The following is a 19,686-nucleotide window of genomic DNA, read 5'->3' as shown; positions in this document are numbered from 1 at the left end:
CCTGGTGGCGGGCGCGGGTCAGTGACCCGCGCCCGCTCGGTCAGCAACTGGACTTGTACGCGGCCTGGCCGCCTTCGGTGCTCAGGTTGTCCTTGGTGATGGTGGTGAAGCTGGTCTGGATCTTCGGCGCGACCTGGCCGCCGTCCAGGGCGGCGACGGCCTCGTCGACGCCGTACTGGCCGATCGCCCCGGGCTGCTGGGCGATCAGGGCCTGCACCGTGCCCTGCTGCAGGGCCTTGATCTGGTTCGGGCCGGCATCGAAGCCGACGATCTTGACGGTGCTGGTCTTGCCGGCCTGGCGGACGCCGGTGGCGGTGCCCTCGGCCGCGAACAGGTTGGCGGCGAAGACGCCGATGATGTCGGAGTCCTTCTGCAGCGCGGAGCTGATCAGGTTGGCGGCCGTCGCCGGGTCGTTGTGAGAGTACTGCACCGGCAGGTACTGGAACTTCGAGTCGGCCTTGGCGGCCTCTTCGAAACCCTGGATGCGCTGGTCGACGGTGGAGACGCCGGGGTCGGTGGACATCACCATGACCTTGCCGCCGCCGGGGTTGAGCTTCTTGATGGCTTCGAACGCCGCCTTCCCGCCGCCGACGTTGTCCGAGGCGATGGCGCTGGCCGCGTACGACGGGTCCTCGGTGGTGGTGTCCACCAGCACGACCTTGATCCCGGCGGCCGCCGCGGCCTTCAGCGGCGTCTGCATGGCGGTGACGTCGGTCGGGGCGATGAGGATGGCGTCGGGCTTGGCCGCCACGACCGAGTCGAGGATCGGCTTCTGCAGGGTGGGGTCGAACTTCTGCGGGCCCTGGGTCTTGACGCTGACGCCGAGCTTGGCGGCTTCGGCCTCGATCCCGCACTGCATGGTGATGTAGAACTCGTCGCCGGCCACGCCCTGGATGAACTGGATGCTGTAGTTCTTGCTGGCTTTCGCGGGCGCCACGGCGGCCGAGGCAGCGGGCGCGCTGGGATCGCCGGCGGCCGTGTTGGTCGTGCTGTCGGCCGGTTTGGAGCTGCTGCACGCGGCCAGGATGGCGACCGCGGCGACGCTGCCGGCGGCCAGGAGGATTCTGGATTTGATCATCGGGAGGGTTCCTTAGCTTTCTTGGCTCCGAGGAGGGCGAACAAGGACGGCCGGGAACTGCCCCGCAGAGCGGCGGCACGGCGCGACTGGTCGACGTAGACGGCGGCGACGAGGACCGATCCGACGGCGACGCCCTGCCAGAAGGCCTCGACGCCGACGATGACGAAGCCGGCCTGCAGGACCGCGGGGATGAACAGGCCGACCACGGTGCCGAAGATCGAGCCCTCACCGCCGAAGATCGAGGTGCCGCCGATGACGACGGCCGCGATGACGTTGAGGTTGGTCAGCGACTGTCCGGCGATGGTGGTGGTGCCGAACTGGGCCAGGGCCAGGACCGCGCCGAGCCCGGCGCAGGCGCCGGACAGGGCGTACACCTGGATCAGGTGCCGGTCGACGTTGATGCCGACCCGGCGGGCGCCGAGTTCGTTGGAGCCGACCGCGTACGTGTAGCGGCCGAACTTCGTCTTGTGCAGCACGATCCCGCCGATGATCAGCACGATCAGGGCGACGAAGGGCAGCGCCGGGATGCCGGCGATCTTGATGTACGTGTTGAAGTCGGTAAGCGATTCCGGCACCGAACGGATGTCGATGCCGCCGGTGAGGACCTGGGCCAGGCCGAGCGCGACCGACAGCGCGCCGAGGGTGACGATCAGCGGCGGGATCTTCGCCTTGGCGATGAGGAAGCCGTTGAGCGCGCCCCAGGCGATCCCGGACACGAGCGCTCCGCCGATCCCGGCGGCCGCGGTGGACCAGCCGTCCCCGCCGACCGATTCCATGATCTTGGCGGCGATGACCGAGGAGAAGACCAGCACCGAGCCGATGGACAGGTCGATGCCGGAGGTGATGATGACGAAGGTCATCCCGACCCCGAGCACGGCCCAGACCGCGATGTTCTGCGAGATCAGCGAGAAGTTGCTGGTGGACAGGAACTTGGTGCCGGCCGCCGCGGAGAAGGCGGCGATGATGACGACGAGGACGCCGAGGATCCAGACCGATTGCAGGTTCGCGGCGCGCCGGAGGTACGACTGCCGCGCCGGCGGCTCGATGACGACTTGCTGGTCGGGGGCCTGACCGGGCGGGGTGATGACGCTCATGACGCTTTTTCCTTGCGCTTGACGGTCTGCGAGTCCAGAGCGCCGGTCATCGCACCGACCAGCTGCTCGACGGTCGTGCCTTCGGCCGGCATGGTCGCCACCCGGGTGCCCAGTCGCATGATCTGGATGCGGTCGGCGACCTGCAGGACATGGGGCATCGAGTGCGAGATGAGAACCACGGCGATGCCCTTGTCGCGTACGCGTTTGATGGTGTCCAGGACGTTTTTGGTCTGCACCACGCCGAGCGCGGCGGTCGGCTCGTCCAGGAAGACGATCTTGTCGGCCCAGCTGATCGCGCGGACGATCGCGATCTGCTGACGCTGCCCGCCGGACATCGCGCCGACGGGTGCGCTGAACGAGCGGACGGTGCCGCCGAGCTCGGCGAAGCCGGCCTCGGCCTTCGCGCGCATCTGCTTCTCGTCCATGAATCCCAGGGAGCCGAGCAGTCCTTTGCGGGGGATCTCGCGGCCCAGGAACATGTTCTGCACCGGGTTGAGGTGGGGTGCCAGGGCGAGGTCCTGGTACACGACCTCCATGCCCATCTCCGAGGCCTGGTGCGGAGTGTGGATGATGACCGGCGCGCCCTCGAAGTACAGCTCGCCGGAGTCGACCGGCAGGTTGCCGGTGAGTGCCTTGACCAGGGTGGACTTGCCGGCTCCGTTGTCGCCGATCAACGCGACGACCTCACCGGCCTCGATGTCGAACGACGCGTCGTCGAGCGCCCGGACGTGTCCGAAGCTCCGCGACAGGCCGCGCGCCTCCAGAAGTGGTGCCATAGGGGAAACCTTTCGGTGTGGTGGCACACCGCGACCAGGGGCCGGGGAACGCGGCGTCCGGGAGCTATCCGAGTGCGGGAGGGGCGCCGTGCGGCGCCGAGCCGGCGTACCCGCCGACGGTGGTGCTGTCGCTGTCGCGCAGGGCGCGGACCTTGCGGCGGAAGGCCGCATGGCGATCGTGATATTGCTCGTGCCGAGGGCCGGGCTGATGGCCGGCCGCGGCGGACGATGGGCGGGGCGGGATGTGATCGATCAGGCCGGCGGCCCGGGCGCCGAGAAGCGCCGCGCCCAGCCCCGAGGCCGCGGGCACGTCCACCGGCACCAGGGCCCGGCCGAGGATGTCGGCGAGCATCTGCCGCCACGCCGGGTCGGTGGTGCCGCCGCCGGCCAGGCGCAGCCGGGTGGCCTGGCCGGCCGGGTCGAGGCTGTCGAGCGCATCGCGGATGCCGAAGGCGACACCCTCGAGCGCGGCGCGCAGCAGATGGCCGCGATCGTGCCGCGGCCCGAGACCGGTCCAGGCGCCGCGCAGGGCCGGATCGAGGTACGGCGTGCGCTCCCCGTTGACGTGCGGCAGGAAGTACGGGTCGTCGGCCTGAGGGGCGACCGCGGCGGCGGCGTAGAGCTCGGGCCAGCCGGCGCCGAGGGTCTTGCATACCCAGTCCAGGGTCAGGCCGCCGTTGAGCACGGCTCCCATCCGGTACCAGCCGGTGTCGGTCGCCGACCGGTACAGGTGGGTGACCGGGTGGGCCGGCAACGGGTCGGGCCGTTCGGCCACCGGCATGACGAGTTGCGCGCCGGTGCCGATGGTCAGCTGGATCGTTCCGGGCTCGGTAAGGCGGGAACCGAGCGCCGCGGCCGCCGTGTCGGCGGCACCCGCCGCGACCGGCACGCCGGGGCGAAGGCCGAGCCGGGCCGCCGCGTCCACGGTCAGCAGGCCGGCCGGCGCGGCCGAAAAATCCAGGATCGGCGGGAGTTTGGCCGGGTCGAGTCCGAGTGCGCCGAGCAGCTCGGTGCTCCAGGTGTCGCCGGCGATGTCGTAGAGCAGGGTCGCCGACGCATCGCTCGGCTCGGTGACGAACCGGCCGGTCAACTGGGCCCGCAGCCAGTCCTTCGGCTGCAGTGCCCAGCGCGCGGCCCGGTACGTCACCGCCTCGTGGATCGCCAGCCAGGCCAGCAGCGGCCCGGCCATGCCTGGACTGCGGGGATTGGCCAGCCGGGCCAGCAGTGGGTCGGGCAGTCGGTCGTACTCCTGGATCTGGTCGATCGCCCGGGAATCGGACCAGAGCATGGCCGGCCGAATCGCCCGGCCGTTCTCGTCGGCCAGGACGACCCCGTGCATCTGGCCGGACAGCCCGATCGCGAGCGGCTGCGAACCGGCCTCGGCGACGGCGGCGCGGACCGCCCCGGCCGCGGCGTCGAGCCAGTCGCCCGCCGGGGTCTCGCTCCACCCCAGGCGCGGGCTGGAGACCGGATAGTCGGCGCGGGCCTGCGCGACGACGGTCCCGTCGAGGCGAGCGACCACCGCCTTCACCGAGCTGGTGCCCAGGTCGATGCCGAGTACGGTCGGCGACATGGCCGGATCACCTCCTTCGACGGGTCGTTGTTTCGGGACGGTTGGGTCAGGGGACGATGACGACCTTGTGGACCGTGGGGTCGTTCTGCAGGGCGTCAAGGGCCTTGCCGTAGTCGTCCAGCGCGAAGCGGTGGGTGATGATCCCGTCGGTCTTCGCGCGGCCGCCGCGCAGTGCGGCGATGGCGGCGCCGAACGACGAGATCTCGGCGAACGAGCCCTTGATGGTGATCTCGCGGCGGAAGACGTCGAACGGGTGGACGGTGACGATGTCCTCGTTCCGGGTGACGCCGTACACCAGAACGGTTCCGCCGTTGCGGGTCAGCGGCACGCAGATGTCACCGATCCGGGGTGAGCCGGTCGCCTCGACGACCACGTCGTAGCCGTCCCCGTCCGGTGACGCTTCCTTGAGGACGGCGATGTTGCTCTCCGGGTCGTCGCGGCTGATCTGGACGGTCCGATCGATGCCCAGTGCCGCGGCGGTCTCGAGCTTGAACGCCGACGGGGCGGCGACCGTCACCGAGGACGCCCCGCCGTGCGCGATCAGTTGCGCCAGCAACAACCCGGTCGGCCCGGACCCGAAGACCAGCACGCTCGAGCCTGGCCGGAGGTCGAGGGTCTCCAGCCCGTGCATAGCGCAGCCGGCCGGTTCGGTGAACACGGCGGTGTCGGCGGGCAGGCCCTCGACCGAGAAGACCAGGGTCTGTGGAACCGCGACGTACTCGGCGAAGAAGCCGGGGAAGTTGCTGCCGTAACCCTTGAGGTTCGCGCAGAGGATCAGCCGGCCGGCCCGGCAGTACGCGCAGTGTCCGCAGTGCACGTTCGGGTTGACCGTCACCTGCTCGCCGACGCGCAGACCGGTGACACCGGCACCGAGCTGCTCCACCACGCCGACGAGCTCATGGCCCGGGATCAGCGGGAAGACCGCGTTGAAGTCGCCCTCGTGGATGTGCAGGTCGGTGCCGCACACCCCGACCTGGCCGACCTTGATGAGCACCTCGCCCGCGCCGACCGGCGGGACCGGGATGTCGGTGACGGCGTAACTGCGGGGGGCGTCGTAGACGACGGCTTTCATCTCGTAGCTCCTTCGCCAGATCGATCGTCGTGACGACGCCGGTCCCGCTCGGTGGTCGCTTCGTAACCCGTTGGAAACGAACACTAGGACATGACATCGGTGTCTGTCACCGGTGTCAGACAAAGAATCTTGAGAATATGTCACCGGTGACATAGGAGCGGTGCCGACGTATCGTCTCGGCAGGAGGTTGAACAGATGAGCACCATGCGCCAAGTCGCGGAACGCGCCGGCGTCAGCGCCAAGTCCGTTTCCCGGGTCATCAATAATGATCGATACGTGTCGGCCGATGTCCGCCGGCGGGTCGAGCAGGCCATCGCCGAGCTCAACTACGTGCCGAACGAGCTGGCCCGCACCTTCCGTTCCGGGCGGGACGCCGCGATCGGGGTGGCCATCCCCGACCTCTCCGATCCGTTCTTCGCGCGTCTCACCCGCGAGATCGAACAGATCGCCCGGTCCCGCGGGCTCGCGGTACTGATCACCAGCCTCGGCCAGGACGGCGCCGAGGAACAGAGCCGGGTCGAGGCACTGCTCCGCCGCCAGTTGATCGGTCTCATCACGACACCGGTCTCGGCCGACCAGTCCTACCTGAAGCCCTGGCAGGGCCGGATCGCCATCGTGTTCATCGACCGCCCGCCGGCCGGCGTGGTCGCGGACAGCGTCGTCGAGGACGACCACGGCGGCGCCTGGGCGGCCACCGAGCATCTGATCGGGCACGGACACCGCCGCATCGCGTTCATCGGCGACACCGTTGCCACGGCCACCACCGCCCGCCGTTTCAAGGGCTACCGCGACGCGCTCCGCCACGCCGGAGTCGCCGAGGATCCGCGGCTGATCCGGTTCGGACCGGCCACCGGGGGCGAAGCCGGCGCGGCGGCCGTCGACCTGCTGAACGCCGACACGCCGCCGACCGCGCTGTTCTCCTCCAACGCCTGGTCCACCATCGGCATCATCCCGGCGCTGCGGGTCGCCGGATACCAGTCCGTTCCACTGGTCAGCTTCGGTGACTTCCCGCTGGCCGAGGCGATCCAGCCGGCGCCGACCGTCGTCGACCAGGATCCAGCGTCGGTCGGCCGGGCGGCCGCGACCCGGTTGTTCGATCGGATCGACCACCCCCGGCGACGGCTCAAGCGGCAGATCGTCCTGCCCGTGCCGCTCATCACCCGCGAATCCTGCTGCGGCCAGGAAAGCCTGCCCGCCGCATCCGACGAAGCCCTGGCGATCTAGCGGGCGGCAATCTTGCAGGACTCGCGTTCGGTCAGCGTGACGTCGAGGACGGTGGTGCGCCGTAACCGGCGCTTCGGGTGGTCGGCGCGCTCGAACACGCGGCTCGCGGCGAACCGGCCGAGCTGATCCGGGTCCTGATCGATCACGGTCAGCGCGGGGTGCAGCATGTCGGCCATCGGGAAGTCGCCGAACCCGACGACCGCCAACTCGTTGGCCGGCAGGGCATGCACCACAAGCATCGAACTGCGGGCGTTGGACGAGAAGATCGCCGTGGGCCGGTCGGCCAGGCCGAGCAGCCGGGTCATCGCCGCCTCGGTGGCCGCGCGGTCATTGACGTCCGCCGCCACCAGTTGCCCGTCCGGCTCGATCCCAGCCTCGGTGAGCGCTCGGCGATAGCCGGTCAACCGGTTGGTCTCCGTCGAAAGGTGTGGGCTGCCGGCGACGTACGCGATCCGCCGGTGACCGTGCTCGATCAGGTGGCGGGTGGCCAGGTACGCGCCGGCCTCGTCGTTGTCGGTGAAGGTGTCGGCCGACAGGCCGCCCGGCGCCCGGTCGACGAACACCATCGGCGTGCTGTCCGTCCACCGTTTCAGCCACGAATGATCGGTCCCGATCGGGGCGACGATCAGCCCGGCGAGCCGCCGGCTCAGCAACGACTCGATGATGTCGCGTTCCCGGTCCGGATCGTCGCCCAGATTGGTCAGGAGCGTGGCCACGCCCCGGTCCCGGGCGACCCGATCGACGGCCCGGGCGATGGCGGCGAAGAACGGGTCGACGATGTCCGGAACCGCCACGCCGATGGCCGACGCCTTGCCCGAGCGGAAGGTCGTCGCGAGAACGTTGGGGACGTAGTTGAGCTCCTTCATGATCTGTTCCACCTGGGAACGGGTCTCGGGGAGCACGTGGGGGTCGTTGTTGAAGACCCGGGAAACCGTCTTCGCGCTCACCCCGGCGCGCGCGGCAACGTCCCGCATCGTCGCCATGGGTCACCTCCCGGTCGTCTCGTCAAACGCTGCGGCAGCATATCCGACCTGCCGCAACGCCCGGACGCACCGCGGTCAGCCGCGACCGTCCACCACCTCCGCGAGCTCCTGCAGGCGCGGCAAGGCGCGCTTGGTCAGGTAGTCCTTACGGAGGTCGTGCGACACCGACAGGCTGTCCTTCCACAGCGAGCGGCCCGCCATGGCCCCGCCGGCACCGTTCGCCATCGCGGTGCCGACCTGCTTCATGAAGGTCTCGTGGTCGACGCCGGCCGACAGCACGGCCCACGGCACGCCGTCCGCGGCGGCGGTGACCGCGGCGCAGCCTTCCGCCGAGCCGGGGTACTGCAGCTTCAGGACCTTCGCCCCGCACTCGACGGCCAGCCGGGCGCCGTCGGCCACGAGGTCGGGGAACGCCGCCGCGTAGTGCTCCTCGCTCTCGTCCTCGAGTCGGTAGGTCAGCAGCTCGACGATCAGCAGGACACCCTCGGCCGTGCAGGCCTGGATGAGCTCGCGCATGTCGGTGGCGACCCGAGACCGGGTGTCCTGCCGGTCCGCGCGCAGGTACCAGAGCATCTTGGCCGCGTCGCCGCCGAGCTCGCGCACGCGACGGGCGGTCATGCCCGGTACGAAGTCGGTGTGCCGCAGTCCGTCCACGGTCGCGAAGCCGGAGGCGTCCATGCCGACGACCAGCGAGGTGCCGCGGATCAGGACGCCGTCGTCGACGACCGCCGGCAGCGCGACCTCCGGGTCGAGAAGGATGGCCGGCGCGTTGTTGGCCAGGTAGCGGACGAGGTCGGCCTTCGCCTCGGCCAGCTCGGCGGTGCTGATCGACGCCGGTCCGTCCGGTGCGTCGTTCATCGCGGCCTTCATGCCGTTGCGCTGGTCGGCGGCGACGATGAGCATCCGGCCGCCGGGCGTGGAGATCGCGGACATGCCGCGTCGTTCGATGGTGGTCAGCGGATTCACGGTGCGGTTCCAATCTTCGGTGGGTTCGTGGTGAGCGCGCGGACGGCGACCCGGGTGGCCCCGTACGCGGTCTCCTGGTCACGGGCCGACGCTGTCATCGGCGGCAGGACGCGGGCCCGGGCGCGTCGCACCGCGGCCATGCCGGCCCAGCCGCCGGTGAGGGTGGCGGTCGCCGCCGGGGGCAATTCCCGGTCGATGGCTTCGATCAGCAGCGCGATCTCGTCGTTGCTGTGCCGCAGCACGGCGCCGAACACCTCGGCCGGGCTGACCCCGTCGGTGCGGACGGTCAGTTTGAGGACGCCGTCGTCGTTGCGTGCGCCGGCGACGTCAATGGCGCCGGCCGGAAGCTTCCCCTCGTAGGGCAGGGCCATGACGGCGGTGTCCAGGTGGTCGCGGCCCGGCCGGTCGTGGATGCCGGCGGTCTGCAGGAGCCGGCGCAGCAACAGTCCGGTCTTGACCCCGGCCACCAGCACATGCTTGCCGGGCACGACGTGCCGGACCTCATTGATCAGATGATCGGCGAGGCGGCGCCGGGCATCGAAGCTGAGCGGGCCGTTGATCACGCGCAGCAGCACCTCGGCCGTACCCATGGACACGTGGTAGTGGTCGGCCGGCAGCGGGCCGCCGGCTTCGGCCGCGACCAGGTGGTCGTGTCCGGCGACGGTCAGCAGCGCGCCGGCCATGCGGTCCGGGACCGCACCGGCGGTCGCCTGGCCCACCGGGCTGCCGGCCTCCACCAGCGCCGGCAGGAAACCCTCGTCGACCCCGAGGACGTCGAGCATCCGCGGCCAGGGGCGGCCGGTGTCCTGGTCGAGCAGCCCGGTGCGCGAGGTCAGCGACTGCTCGAGTACGACATCGCCGCCGAGGGCGAACGCGACGAACTCCGGCAGGTTGAGCCAACGTGAACCGCGCAGTGGCACGCCCTGGTCCCGCAGCCAGGCCAGTTTGGCCACGCTGACCTGTGCACCCAGTGGCAGCCCGGTGCGGCCGGCGAACTCGGCGTGGATCTCGGCGGGGAAGGCCGCGACCTGGTCGCCGCCGCGCGGATCGAACCACGCCATCCCGGGGGCGATGGCGTCGCCGTGCTGGTCGATGACCATGCCGGTCTCCGCCATGCCCGCGATCGCGATGGCATCGATCGGAGCCGCGGTCTCCTGGGCGACGGCTCGGGCGCCGGCGGCGATCAGCGAGCGCACCGCGGCGAGCAGTGCCTCGGCCGTTATCTCGGTGACACCGCCCGGGCCGGCCCGCCATGGCGTCGGCACCTGGGCGGCACCGATCTCGGTGCCGGCTTCGTCGGTGACCAGCATCTTCATGCTCGTGCTGCCCAGGTCGAGGCCGGCGACCAGCCGTGCGGGGTTAGTCACGGGAGTTCTCCTAGCCCGGGGAAAGAGGAGGATGTCACCGGTGTCATGATTGGCCATGTCACCGGTAACATGGCTTTCATGATGTGGCCCTCCACCAAGGATTGTCAATCGATCGAACCCGTTGTCGTGGCCGTCGCCGGAGTCGCCGGCAGCGGAAAATCGACGCTCGGCCGAGCCCTCGCGACGGCCCTCCGGGCGCCGCTGCTCGACCTCGACTCCCTCACGAATCCGCTGCTCAACTGCCTGCCCGCGGAGATCTTCGGTGGCCACTGGCTGGCCTCGCCGCACAGCGCCGCGGTCCGGGCGGGCCGGTATGCCGCCCTGTGCGCTGTAACGCGGGACACCGTCGCCGCCGTGGGCCGGGCCGTCCTGGTGGCGCCGTTCACCGCCGAACTGCGCGGCGGCGCGGACTGGGACCGGTTGCGCGCGGCGGCGGGGGCCGGCTTGCGCATCGTCCATATCGACGGCGATGCCGACCTGTTCGCCGCGCGCCGGGCCCGCCGATCGGCCGACCGGGATCGCCACCGGGCGGCCCTGCCGCCGGCCCCGCCGCCGGCGATACCGGTGCTCGCCGTCGATGGCGCACTCGGCACCGATCAACAGCTCCGGCGTGTGCTGGCCGAGATAGCGCCTTCCCGCCAAATGCACATTGAGGCGGACGGCTCAGGGGTGCACAGGCCCAACTTGGCGTGATCTACACGATCGTCTGGGCTGTTGCCGCCGGTGGCTTCGAATTCAAAGCAAGTAAGATCGGGGGGTGAGTGACCCGGCGGGCGGCCTGAATGCGGAGCAACTCGGTGCCTACTTCGCTCTGATGGAGGTCAGCAGCCTCCTTCAGTACGCGGTGGACGAGCACCTGCGCGCCGACGGCGACCTCAGCTACGTGCAGTTCCAGATCCTGGCCCGGCTGGTGGACGCGCCGGACGGGCGGCTGCGGATGACCGATCTGGCGGACGGTGTCGTGTACAGCCGTAGCGGGTTGACCTACCAGGCCGGGCTGCTGGACAAGCGCGGCCTGATCACCCGCGCGCCGTCGCCGGAGGACGAGCGCAGCGTCATGGTGACGGTCACCGACGCCGGGCGGGCGCTCGTCGCCCACGTGCTTCCGGGGCACGTGGATCGCGTACGGCAGCTGTTGTTCGAATCCATGGACGGCCAGGATCTCGCCGCTCTCAGCGCGATCCTCGGCCGCGTTCGCGGCCATATGCGGGCCAACCCGCCGCGGTCCGCGAAACCGCGCGCCGGCCGCAACCGGACCGACTGATGGACCGGGCACTCCTGGCCGATTTTCTCCGGGCGCGCCGGGAGGCGCTGCAGCCGGAGGACGTCGGGCTTCCCCGCGGTTCCCGGCGCCGGACCGGTGGGCTGCGGCGCGAGGAGCTGGCGGTGCTGGCCGGCATGTCGGCCGACTATTACAGCCGGCTCGAGCAGAAGCGCGGGCCGATGCCGTCCGAGCAGATGCTGGGCGCCCTGGCGCGGGCGCTGAGGCTGCGGCCGAGCGAGCGCGAGCACCTGTTCGCTCTCGGCGGGCACGCGGCGCCGCGCCGCGCCCTGCGGGACGAGCAGGTCAGTCCGGCCATGCGGCGCATCGTGGAGCGCCTCACGGACACGCCTGCGGTGGTGTTCTCGCCGTTCGGCGAGGCGTTGATGCAGACCCGGTCGGGGGTCGCCCTGCTGGGCGACTACACCCGGTTCGGCGGCATGTCGCGATACCTGGTCTACCGCTGGTTCACCGACCCCTCGCAACGCGCCCTCTATCCGCCGGACGACCATGACCTGCGGGGCCGGGTCTTCACCGCGGAGATCCGGGCGGCGTACACGGCCGACCCGGCCGGTCGGGCCGGCGAGATCGTCGAGGCGCTGCTGGCGGTCAGCCCGGAGTTCGCCGAGGTCTGGCGGATGCACGAGGTGGACATCACCCACCACCACGATCTCAAGCGCTACCTGCATCCGGAGCTGGGCGAGTTGGAGCTGTACGCCCGGCGGCTGGTGGACCCGGACGAGGGTCAGGAGCTGCTGGTCTTCCTGGCCGATCCCGGCTCGCCGAGCGAGGAGAAGCTCCACCGGCTTATCCATGGTCCGGTTGTCCCTGGATAACGGCGCCATTCTCCCGTCGTCCGGTGCACGCCACGCTTGATCGGTGAGCGTCAGCCCGTTCCTGGTACGGATCGTCGAGTGCCTGCCGGACTGCCCGGCGATCGTCTTCTCCGAGTTCGGAGAGGTGCTCCTGCGTCGGGAGGCCGGGCCGGGCCGCTACCGGCAGGTCCTGGTGGATCCGGTGGCGCGTCAGGTGCTGCTGATCTTCATGAACTAGCTCACACCGCGCTCAACTTGCTTCGAATTCGAAGCGTGCTATGTTCGAAAAGTGCTTCGAGTTCGAAGCACTAACTCAGGAGGCAGACCATGAAGGCAGTGCGATTCCACCAGTACGGCGACCCGAGCGTCCTGCGCTACGAAGACGTCGAGCAGCCCGTTCCCGGGGCCGGGCAGGCGCTGATCCGGGTCGCCGCGACGTCCTTCAACGGCGTCGAGGGCAACATCCGGGCCGGTTTCATGCAGGGCCCGATCCCGGTGACGCTGCCGCACACGCTCGGCATCGACGTGTCCGGCACGATCGCCGCGCTGGGCGAGGGAGTGAGCGGGCTAGCGATCGGTGACCGGGTCGTCGGCTTCCTGCCGATGACGGCCGACGGAGCGGCCGCGGAGTACGTGGTTGCCCCGGCCGACATCCTCGCGCCGGCGCCCACCAGCATCCCGCTGGCCGACGCGGCCGCGCTGCCGATCGTCGCTCTCACCGCCTGGCAGGCGCTGTTCGAGCACGCCCAGCTGACGGCCGGCCAGCGCGTGCTGATCAACGGCGCGGGCGGCGCGGTCGGCGGGTACGCCGTTCAGCTGGCCAAGAGCGCCGGGGCGTACGTGATCGGCGTGACCGGCCCGCGCAGCGGCGACCAGGCCAAGGCGGCCGGCGCCGACGAGGTCCTCGACCACCCGGCGGTGACCAGCCCGGTCGACGCCGTGCTCAACCTGGCCCCGGTCGAGCCGGCGCAGCTGGCCGTCCTGCTCGACCTGATCGGCGACGGCGGCGTGCTGGTCAACACCACGGTGTGGATGCCCGCACCCAGCGACGACAAGCGCGGCGTCCGCGGCATCAACCTGTTCGTCCGCAGCGACGCCGCCCAGCTCGGCCACCTGGTCACCCTGGTCGACTCCGGCGAACTGCGGGTCGACATCGCGCAGCGGGTCCCGCTGGCCGAACTGCCGGCCGTGCACACCCAGGCCGCCGCGGGCGCACTGCCCGGCAAGACGGTGATCGTCGCGGCGGCCTGAGAGTGAGGCCGGCAGTTCGGCCAGCGGGACCCGCCGGTCTGGTACTCGCCGGGCGGGCGCAGGCCGTTGCTGGCCTCGGTGAGTGAGTGGGCGAGACGCAGAACGGCGGCCCTGCTGAGTCAGCAGGGCCGCCGTTCGTCAGGCGTTTAAATCAGAGCGGACGGATGTTCTCCGCCTGCGGGCCCTTCTGGCCCTGGGTGATGTCGAACTCCACCTTCTGGTTCTCGTCGAGGCTACGGAAGCCGCTCGACGCGATGGCGGAGAAGTGGGCGAAGACGTCAGCGCCGCCGCCGTCCGGGGTGATGAAGCCGAAGCCCTTGTCGGCGTTGAACCACTTCACGGTGCCTGTAGTCATGTCTGCTCCTTATGCAGGCTCTTCGAGACCGCACTTTACGGTCCCGCACGCCGCCGCGTTGATCGCCCGCGTCGAAACGACACGAAAAAAGCGCCCGAAAGGTTTAGATAAACCATCAGGCGCTGAAAACGTCTACGGAAATCAAAACTGCAACGAGAAGAAACCTAGCACCTTCCGGGTCACACGTCGAGTCGGAGGTCCGCATGCCGGCCGGCCACCGACTTCATCCGCCACCGATTGGGGAACAGAGCGAGCAGGGCGTCGTCGCGTACCCGGGTCATGACCTCGATGTTCGACTCGGTCCGGAGGATCTCCCGGCCGTCCGCGTCGGTGCGGGCCGCGACCTCGTAGGGCAGATGATCCAGCTGTACGCGGACCCCGAACTCGGCGTCGAGGCGGTAGGTGGCGACCTCGAACTGCATCGGCCCCACCGCCGCCAGCACCGGTGCCTGCTCGCCGCGCTGGTCGGAGCGCAGCACCTGGACCACGCCCTCGGCGTCGAGCTGCTCGATGCCGCGCCGGAAGCGCTTGAAGGCCGAGGTGTCGGAGGTGCGTACGACCGCGAAGTGCTCCGGCGGGAACGACGGCAACGCCGGGTACTGCACCGGGACGGTGGTGTACAGGGTGTCGCCGATGCCGAGCGCGGTGGCGTTGACCAGGCCGACCACGTCGCCGGGGAAGGCCTCGTCGATGGTGTCGCGGCCCTGCCCGAAGATCTGCTGGGCGTACTTGGTGGTGAACGGCCGCCCGGTGCCGGCGTGCGTCACGACCATGCCGCGCTCGAACCGCCCGGAGCAGATCCGCATGAAGGCGACCTGGTCGCGGTGCGCACGGTTCATGTTCGCCTGGACCTTGAAGACGAATCCGGAGAAGGCGCCGTCGACCGGCTGATCTGGGCCGGCCACGGTGGGCCGGGCCGACGGCGGCGGCGCCAGCTCAACCAGAAGATCAAGAAGCTGGCGTACGCCGAGATTGGCGACCGCCGCGCCGAACAGAACCGGGGTGCTCGTGGCGGCCAGAAATGTGTCCTGATCGTGATCTGCCCCGGTCATCGCGAGCAGGTCCAGCTCCTCGATCGCGGTGTCCCACTCGGCGCCGTACATCTCGGCCGCCTCTTCCGCGTCGATCTCCTCCTCGTAGGCCAGGTCGGCGCCGCCGGGGGAGCGCTGCATCCGGGTGAACACACCGGTGCGGCGGTCGATCACGCCGTGGAAGTTCCCGGCGATGCCCACCGGCCAGGTCAGTGGGGTCGGCTTCAGCCCGATCCGCTGCTCGATCTCGTCCAGCAGGGCGAGGGCGTCGTGGCCGGGCCGGTCCCACTTGTTGATGAAGGTCAGCACCGGGATGCTGCGCTGCCGGCACACCTCGAACAGCTTCAGCGTCTGCGGTTCCAGGCCCTTGGCCGCGTCCAGCAGCATGACCGCGCTGTCCACCGCGGTGAGCACCCGATAGGTGTCCTCGGAGAAGTCTGCGTGCCCGGGCGTGTCGAGCAGGTTGATGACCGCGTCCCGGTAGGAGAACTGCAGCGCCGCCGAGGTGACCGAGATGCCGCGCTGCTGCTCCATCGCCATCCAGTCGGACACCGTGCCGCGCCGGTCGCCCTTGCCGTGCACCGCGCCGGCCTGCCCGATCACCCGCGCGTGCAGCGCCAGGGCCTCGGTCATCGTCGACTTACCGGCGTCCGGGTGCGAGATCACCGCGAAGGTCCGCCTGCGGCCCGCTTGCACGGCAACCGCCGCCGACGACGCCAGCACGTTCTGACTCACGCTCCGCTCCCCACCCTGGATGACCTGGAGCACGGTATCCCCTCGGGGGTGGTGTCAAGCGTCATTCCATCGTGATCGCCCTCACCCCGTCGAGTGGCGCCAGGTGGTGTCGCCCGATCGGGATGATCAGGGGGGTGCCGCTCACCGGGTCGACGGTGATCTGGCAGTCGACGTCGAACACGTCGGACACCACCTCGGGGGTGATCACGGTGGCCGGGTCGCCCTGGGTGACGATCCGGCCGGCCTTCATCGCGACCAGGTGATCGGCGTACCGGCAGGCCTGGTTGAGGTCGTGCAGGACCATCACGATGGTGCGGCCGTCCCGCCGGTTGAGGTCGACCACCAGGTCCAGGACGTCGATCTGGTGCGACAGATCCAGGAACGTGGTCGGCTCGTCCAGCAGCAGGACCGGGGTCTCCTGGGCCACCGCCATCGCGATCCAGGCGCGTTGCCGCTGCCCGCCGGAGAGCTCATCGACCGGGCGGTTCGCCAGGGCGGTCATGTCGGTGGCGGCCAGCGCGGCCGTCACCGCCGCCTCGTCCGCCGTCGACCACTGCCGCCACCAGGTCTGGTGCGGTGAGCGGCCCCGGCTGACCAGGTCGACCACGGTCAGGCCGGCCGGAGTGACCGGGGACTGCGGCAGGATGCCCACCTGCCGGGCGACCTGGCGGGTCGGCAGGGAGTGGATGGCCTGGCCGTCCAGCCGCACGCAGCCGGCGGCCGGTGGCATCAGCCGGGCCAGCGCGTGCAGCAGCGTCGACTTGCCGCAGGCGTTGGCGCCGACGATCACGGTGATCCGGCCGGTCGGCAGGTCGAGGTCGAGTTCGTCCACGACGATCCGGCCGGGGTATGCCAGCCGGAGCTGCTCGGCGCGCAGATGGGGTTGGTGCCGGGTCATCGTCAGCCTCCGGTGCCGGCTCGGTTGGCGCGAGCCAGCAGCCACAGCAGGAACGCCGCGCCCAACGCGCCGGTGACGACGCCGACCGGCAGGTCGGCGTCCGGGATCAGATAGCGGGCCAGCAGGTCGCTGGCGAGCACCATGAACGCCCCGGTCAGGGCGGAGGTGACCGGCGGCGGAATGGCCTGGCCGGCCAGCCGCTGGGCGACCTGCGGCGCGGCCAGGGCCACGAACAGAACCGGACCGGCCGCCGCGATGGCGAACGCCACCAGGCCGACCCCGGCGAGCAGCAGACCGAGCCGGGCCCGCTGGACCGGGGTGCCGAGGCCGCGGGCCACGTCGTCGCCGAGTGACAGGGTGCGGCCCCACGGGGTGAGCAGCATCGTGATGGGCAGCAGCACGCCGACCGCGATGGCCAGCGGCAGCACGGTTTCCCAGCCGCGGCCGTTGATGCTGCCGACCAGCCAGCCGAACGCCTCCTGGGCCTCGTGCAGCTTGGCCCGGGTCAGCAGGTAGTCGGTGGCGCTGGTGCACATCCAGGAGATGCCGATGCCGACCAGCACGATGCGGTAGCCGCTGGCCCCGCGCCGCCAGGCCAGCAGGTAGATCAGCAGGGCGGTGGCGAGCGCGCCGAGCAGGCCGAGGGTCGAGGTGCTCAGCCCGGCCCCGGCGCCGAGCACGATGCCGGCCACCACCGCGGTGGTCGCCCCGGCGTTGATCCCGATCATGTCGGGGCTGGCCAGCGGGTTGCGGGTGATGGTCTGGAAGATCGCGCCGGAGACCGCGAACGCCGCCCCGACCAGCACGCCGGTCAGCGCGCGGGGCAGCCGGAGCTCGCGGACGATGAACGCCGATCCGGCCGCGTCCGAGCCGAACAGCGCGCGGAGCACGTCCGGCAGGCTGACCGGATAGTCGCCGAGGGCGAGGCTGACGCAGAACACCGCGAACGTCGCCGCCGCCAGCGCCAGGCAGGCGATCAGGGTGCGCGGTCGCACCACGCCGGAGACCGGGGGCACGGCCAGCCGGAAGGCACCCTCCCGAAGGGCCGTCACAGCTCCGCCAATCGCTGCCGCCGGACCAGCGCGATGAAGAACGGCCCGCCGAGGAACGCGACCACGATGCCGGCCTGCACCTCCTCGGGCCGGGCGGCCACCCGGCCGACGATGTCGGCGACCAGCAGCAGGCCGGGCGCGAGCAGGGCGGTCACCGGCAGCAGCCACCGGTGGTCCGGGCCGGTGATCAGCCGGGCCACGTGCGGCACGACCAGTCCGATGAAGACGATCGGGCCGGCAATGGCCACGGCCGCGCCGGCCAGCAGGGTGATCGCCAGCACGACCTGGGCCCGGATCATGCCGAGCCGGCGGCCCAGGGCGATCGCGGTGTCGTCGCCGAGGGCCAGGCTGTTCAGCGCCGGCCCGGCGGTGATCGCCAGGAGCGCGCCGCCGGCCAGGAACGGCGACATCCGCCACAGCAGTCCGGGGTCGGCGCCGGTGAGCGAGCCGGCCGACCAGAACCGGAACCGGTCCAGCGCCTCCGGGTTCCGGAGCACGATCGCGCTGGTGCATGAGCCGAGCAGGAAGGTGAGGGCGACGCCGGCCAGGGCGATCTTCACCGGCGTCGCGCCGCCGTGGCCGAGGCCGCCCAGGAAATGGACGGCCACCGCGCCGCCGAACGCCCCGGCGAAGCCGAACCAGACGTACTGACTGGCCGAGCTCATGCCGAAGGCGGTCACCGCGACGACGATGGCGAACGACGCGCCGGCGCTCACCCCGAGCAGTCCCGGGTCGGCCAACGGGTTGCGGGTGAGGCCCTGCATCAGCGCGCCGGCCAGGCCGAGGGCCAGTCCGACCAGGACCGCGCAGACGGTACGCGGTAGCCGTACGCCCCAGACGATCGCGTCGACCTGCGGGTTGGCCACCCGGCTCGCGGCCCGGTCGGTGACCGCCCGGAACACCTCGTCGAGCGGGATCGCCTTGCTGCCGGCGGCCAGCGACAGAACGCAAAGGACCAACAGGATCGCGCCGGCGGCGGCCACCAGGACCGTACGTCTCATGTGGTCTCCATGGTCGACATAGTAAGGCTAACCTAACCAAAATCGGGGAGCTTGTTAGTTAGGCAAGGCTCACCTTAGGATCGGGTCGACGTGCCGTCACTTCGAAAGGAACCCGTTGCCGACATCGCCGAAACACGCCGCCGTGGTGCGGATGACCGCGACCCTGGCCGTAGCCGTCCTGGCGTTGACCGGCTGCGGCAGCTCCGAGCCCGCCGCCGCACCACAGTCGAGTGCCTCCGCGGCCACCGGCTTTCCGGTGAGCGTGCAGCACAAGTACGGCACCACCGAGATCACCGCGGCCCCGACCCGGGTGGTCACCCTCGGGCTCAGCGACCAGGACCCGGTGCTGGCGCTCGGCGTCGTCCCGGTCGGCGCGATCGACTGGTTCCTGGAACGCCCGTACGGCAAATGGCCTTGGGCGCAGCCTCTTTGGGCCGGCAAGGCCCCGGAGATCGTCGGTGAGCGGGATGACTACAACCTGGAGAAGGTCGCGGCCCTGAAGCCCGACCTGATCATCGGGTTGTACTCGGGCATGAAGAAGGACCAGTACGAAAAGCTGTCCAAGATCGCGCCGACCGTCGCCCAGCCGGTCGGGTTCGACGACTACGCCGCGCCCTGGCAGGACATGACCCGGCTGGCCGGCAAGGCCCTCGGTAAGGAGGCCAAGGCCGACGAGCTGATCGCGGGCATCGACGCCCGGCTGGCCAAGCTCGCCGCCGACAACCCGTCGTTCGCCGGGAAGTCGGTCGCCGTGGTCGAGCCGTACGAGCCCGGCAAGTACGCGGTGTTCGCGCCCAGCGACCCCAAGGTCGTGCTGCTGACCAAGCTCGGCTTCACCGTGCCGCAGGCCGTGGTGGACGCGGCCGGCAAGGAGTACGCGGCCGAGATCGGTTCCGAGCAGCTGTCCCTGGTCGACGTGGACAAGCTGGTCTTCCTCACCGCCGACGCGCAGACCGAGCCCACCGTCAAGGCCGACAAGGTCTACGGCACCCTCGCGGTGGCCAAGGAGAACCGCGCGGTGTTCCTGCCCTACGAGGAGCCGCCGGTCGGCGCCGCGCTGTCGTTCAGCACGGTGCTGAGCATCCCGTACGCGTTGGACCTGCTCGTCCCGCTACTGGCGAAGTAACTCTTTCCCACCACGCCATCTGAGGGGC

At 70.6% G+C, this 19,686-nt stretch carries 20 protein-coding genes; 7 read left to right on the top strand and 13 right to left on the bottom strand.

Translation table 11 applies throughout. From position 1 onward, the window contains the following. Nucleotides 1-40: 40 nt before the first annotated feature. From Ate02nite_RS29035 to Ate02nite_RS29015, 5 genes are all read right to left on the bottom strand, one after another. On the bottom strand, nt 41-1,078 hold the full coding sequence (locus Ate02nite_RS29035) for an ABC transporter substrate-binding protein (protein ID WP_203811008.1): 1,038 nt from the start codon (nt 1,076-1,078) through the stop codon (nt 41-43). Next, entirely contained in the window at nt 1,075-2,172 is a 1,098-nt protein-coding gene (locus tag Ate02nite_RS29030) for an ABC transporter permease (RefSeq protein ID WP_203811007.1), read from the bottom strand. Before Ate02nite_RS29030 ends, Ate02nite_RS29035 begins: the two co-directional genes overlap by 4 nt. After that, the gene (locus tag Ate02nite_RS29025; RefSeq protein WP_203811006.1) at nt 2,169-2,948 is read right to left on the bottom strand and encodes an ATP-binding cassette domain-containing protein; all 780 of its coding nucleotides are present in this window, start codon (nt 2,946-2,948) and stop codon (nt 2,169-2,171) included. Before Ate02nite_RS29025 ends, Ate02nite_RS29030 begins: the two co-directional genes overlap by 4 nt. 64 nt (nt 2,949-3,012) lie before the next feature. After that, a complete protein-coding gene (locus tag Ate02nite_RS29020; protein WP_203811005.1) occupies nt 3,013-4,521 on the bottom strand; it encodes a xylulokinase in 1,509 nt (502 codons plus the stop codon). A gap of 46 nt (nt 4,522-4,567) precedes the next feature. Then, nucleotides 4,568-5,593 carry a zinc-dependent alcohol dehydrogenase family protein gene (locus Ate02nite_RS29015; RefSeq protein WP_203811004.1) on the bottom strand — a complete coding sequence of 342 codons (1,026 nt, stop codon included), beginning with the start codon at nt 5,591-5,593 and terminating at the stop codon, nt 4,568-4,570. A gap of 195 nt (nt 5,594-5,788) precedes the next feature. Here Ate02nite_RS29015 and Ate02nite_RS29010 point away from each other — a divergent pair, with 195 nt between their 5' ends. After that, nucleotides 5,789-6,817 carry a LacI family DNA-binding transcriptional regulator gene (locus Ate02nite_RS29010; protein WP_203811003.1) on the top strand — a complete coding sequence of 343 codons (1,029 nt, stop codon included), beginning with the start codon at nt 5,789-5,791 and terminating at the stop codon, nt 6,815-6,817. Here Ate02nite_RS29010 and Ate02nite_RS29005 read toward each other — a convergent pair. The 3 genes from Ate02nite_RS29005 to Ate02nite_RS28995 form a co-directional block, all read right to left on the bottom strand. Beyond that, nucleotides 6,814-7,800: a LacI family DNA-binding transcriptional regulator gene (locus Ate02nite_RS29005; RefSeq protein WP_239147779.1), complete on the bottom strand. Its 987-nt coding sequence runs from the start codon at nt 7,798-7,800 to the stop codon at nt 6,814-6,816. The genes Ate02nite_RS29010 and Ate02nite_RS29005 overlap by 4 nt on opposite strands. A gap of 75 nt (nt 7,801-7,875) precedes the next feature. Further along, nucleotides 7,876-8,766: a tagatose-bisphosphate aldolase gene (locus Ate02nite_RS29000; RefSeq protein ID WP_239147778.1), complete on the bottom strand. Its 891-nt coding sequence runs from the start codon at nt 8,764-8,766 to the stop codon at nt 7,876-7,878. Further along, on the bottom strand, nt 8,763-10,133 hold the full coding sequence (locus Ate02nite_RS28995) for an FGGY family carbohydrate kinase (protein WP_239147777.1): 1,371 nt from the start codon (nt 10,131-10,133) through the stop codon (nt 8,763-8,765). The genes Ate02nite_RS29000 and Ate02nite_RS28995 overlap by 4 nt, the downstream gene beginning before the upstream one ends. Nucleotides 10,134-10,178: 45 nt before the next feature. On the opposite strand from Ate02nite_RS28995, the gene Ate02nite_RS28990 reads away from it, so the two are divergent. The 5 genes from Ate02nite_RS28990 to Ate02nite_RS28970 all read left to right on the top strand — a co-directional run bounded on the left by Ate02nite_RS28990 (nt 10,179) and on the right by Ate02nite_RS28970 (nt 13,460). Then, complete coding sequence (locus Ate02nite_RS28990) at nt 10,179-10,826, top strand: AAA family ATPase (protein ID WP_239147776.1); 648 nt, start codon at nt 10,179-10,181, stop codon at nt 10,824-10,826. Between the two features lie 64 nt (nt 10,827-10,890). Continuing rightward, nucleotides 10,891-11,397 carry a MarR family winged helix-turn-helix transcriptional regulator gene (locus Ate02nite_RS28985; RefSeq protein WP_203811000.1) on the top strand — a complete coding sequence of 169 codons (507 nt, stop codon included), beginning with the start codon at nt 10,891-10,893 and terminating at the stop codon, nt 11,395-11,397. Further along, nucleotides 11,397-12,230: a helix-turn-helix transcriptional regulator gene (locus Ate02nite_RS28980; RefSeq protein WP_203810999.1), complete on the top strand. Its 834-nt coding sequence runs from the start codon at nt 11,397-11,399 to the stop codon at nt 12,228-12,230. The genes Ate02nite_RS28985 and Ate02nite_RS28980 overlap by 1 nt, the downstream gene beginning before the upstream one ends. Nucleotides 12,231-12,273: 43 nt before the next feature. After that, on the top strand, nt 12,274-12,447 hold the full coding sequence (locus tag Ate02nite_RS28975; RefSeq protein WP_203810998.1) for a hypothetical protein: 174 nt from the start codon (nt 12,274-12,276) through the stop codon (nt 12,445-12,447). An 89-nt stretch (nt 12,448-12,536) separates the two neighbouring features. Next, on the top strand, nt 12,537-13,460 hold the full coding sequence (locus Ate02nite_RS28970; protein WP_203810997.1) for an NADP-dependent oxidoreductase: 924 nt from the start codon (nt 12,537-12,539) through the stop codon (nt 13,458-13,460). 151 nt (nt 13,461-13,611) lie between these two features. On the opposite strand, the gene cspE is transcribed toward Ate02nite_RS28970, so the two are convergent. The 5 genes from cspE to Ate02nite_RS28945 all read right to left on the bottom strand — a co-directional run bounded on the left by cspE (nt 13,612) and on the right by Ate02nite_RS28945 (nt 18,532). After that, nucleotides 13,612-13,815, bottom strand: a complete 204-nt coding sequence (cspE, locus tag Ate02nite_RS28965) for a transcription antiterminator/RNA stability regulator CspE (RefSeq protein WP_203810996.1) — start codon at nt 13,813-13,815, stop codon at nt 13,612-13,614. A gap of 179 nt (nt 13,816-13,994) precedes the next feature. Beyond that, nucleotides 13,995-15,581, bottom strand: coding sequence for a peptide chain release factor 3 (locus tag Ate02nite_RS28960; protein ID WP_203810995.1), 1,587 nt, complete (start codon nt 15,579-15,581; stop codon nt 13,995-13,997). Nucleotides 15,582-15,642: 61 nt separating this feature from the next. Next, nucleotides 15,643-16,479: an ABC transporter ATP-binding protein gene (locus Ate02nite_RS28955; RefSeq protein ID WP_203810994.1), complete on the bottom strand. Its 837-nt coding sequence runs from the start codon at nt 16,477-16,479 to the stop codon at nt 15,643-15,645. A 2-nt stretch (nt 16,480-16,481) separates the two neighbouring features. Further along, the gene (locus tag Ate02nite_RS28950) at nt 16,482-17,531 is read right to left on the bottom strand and encodes a FecCD family ABC transporter permease (RefSeq protein WP_203810993.1); all 1,050 of its coding nucleotides are present in this window, start codon (nt 17,529-17,531) and stop codon (nt 16,482-16,484) included. Continuing rightward, entirely contained in the window at nt 17,528-18,532 is a 1,005-nt protein-coding gene (locus tag Ate02nite_RS28945) for a FecCD family ABC transporter permease (RefSeq protein ID WP_203810992.1), read from the bottom strand. Before Ate02nite_RS28945 ends, Ate02nite_RS28950 begins: the two co-directional genes overlap by 4 nt. A 115-nt stretch (nt 18,533-18,647) precedes the next feature. Between Ate02nite_RS28945 and Ate02nite_RS28940 the strand changes: the two genes are divergently transcribed. Next, complete coding sequence (locus tag Ate02nite_RS28940; RefSeq protein ID WP_239147775.1) at nt 18,648-19,658, top strand: iron-siderophore ABC transporter substrate-binding protein; 1,011 nt, start codon at nt 18,648-18,650, stop codon at nt 19,656-19,658. Nucleotides 19,659-19,686: the final 28 nt, after the last annotated feature.

The sequence above is a fragment of the Paractinoplanes tereljensis genome (genome assembly GCF_016862435.1).
GTDB classification, from domain to species: Bacteria; Actinomycetota; Actinomycetes; order Mycobacteriales; family Micromonosporaceae; genus Actinoplanes; species Actinoplanes tereljensis.
Note: the sequence above shows the minus strand (reverse complement) of the source record. Positions and strands in the feature narration are given on the sequence as shown.

Coding starts and splice junctions, on each gene's coding strand:
- Ate02nite_RS29025 (WP_203811006.1), bottom strand. CDS start 2,948: ATGGCACCACTTCTGGAGGCGCGCGGCCTGTCGCGGAGCTTCGGACAC.
- Ate02nite_RS29030 (WP_203811007.1), bottom strand. CDS start 2,172: ATGAGCGTCATCACCCCGCCCGGTCAGGCCCCCGACCAGCAAGTCGTC.
- Ate02nite_RS29010 (WP_203811003.1), top strand. CDS start 5,789: ATGAGCACCATGCGCCAAGTCGCGGAACGCGCCGGCGTCAGCGCCAAG.
- Ate02nite_RS28980 (WP_203810999.1), top strand. CDS start 11,397: ATGGACCGGGCACTCCTGGCCGATTTTCTCCGGGCGCGCCGGGAGGCG.
- Ate02nite_RS28970 (WP_203810997.1), top strand. CDS start 12,537: ATGAAGGCAGTGCGATTCCACCAGTACGGCGACCCGAGCGTCCTGCGC.
- Ate02nite_RS29015 (WP_203811004.1), bottom strand. CDS start 5,593: ATGAAAGCCGTCGTCTACGACGCCCCCCGCAGTTACGCCGTCACCGAC.
- Ate02nite_RS29005 (WP_239147779.1), bottom strand. CDS start 7,800: ATGGCGACGATGCGGGACGTTGCCGCGCGCGCCGGGGTGAGCGCGAAG.
- Ate02nite_RS28990 (WP_239147776.1), top strand. CDS start 10,179: ATGATTGGCCATGTCACCGGTAACATGGCTTTCATGATGTGGCCCTCC.
- Ate02nite_RS28955 (WP_203810994.1), bottom strand. CDS start 16,479: ATGACCCGGCACCAACCCCATCTGCGCGCCGAGCAGCTCCGGCTGGCA.
- Ate02nite_RS29020 (WP_203811005.1), bottom strand. CDS start 4,521: ATGTCGCCGACCGTACTCGGCATCGACCTGGGCACCAGCTCGGTGAAG.
- Ate02nite_RS29035 (WP_203811008.1), bottom strand. CDS start 1,078: ATGATCAAATCCAGAATCCTCCTGGCCGCCGGCAGCGTCGCCGCGGTC.
- cspE (WP_203810996.1), bottom strand. CDS start 13,815: ATGACTACAGGCACCGTGAAGTGGTTCAACGCCGACAAGGGCTTCGGC.
- Ate02nite_RS28945 (WP_203810992.1), bottom strand. CDS start 18,532: ATGAGACGTACGGTCCTGGTGGCCGCCGCCGGCGCGATCCTGTTGGTC.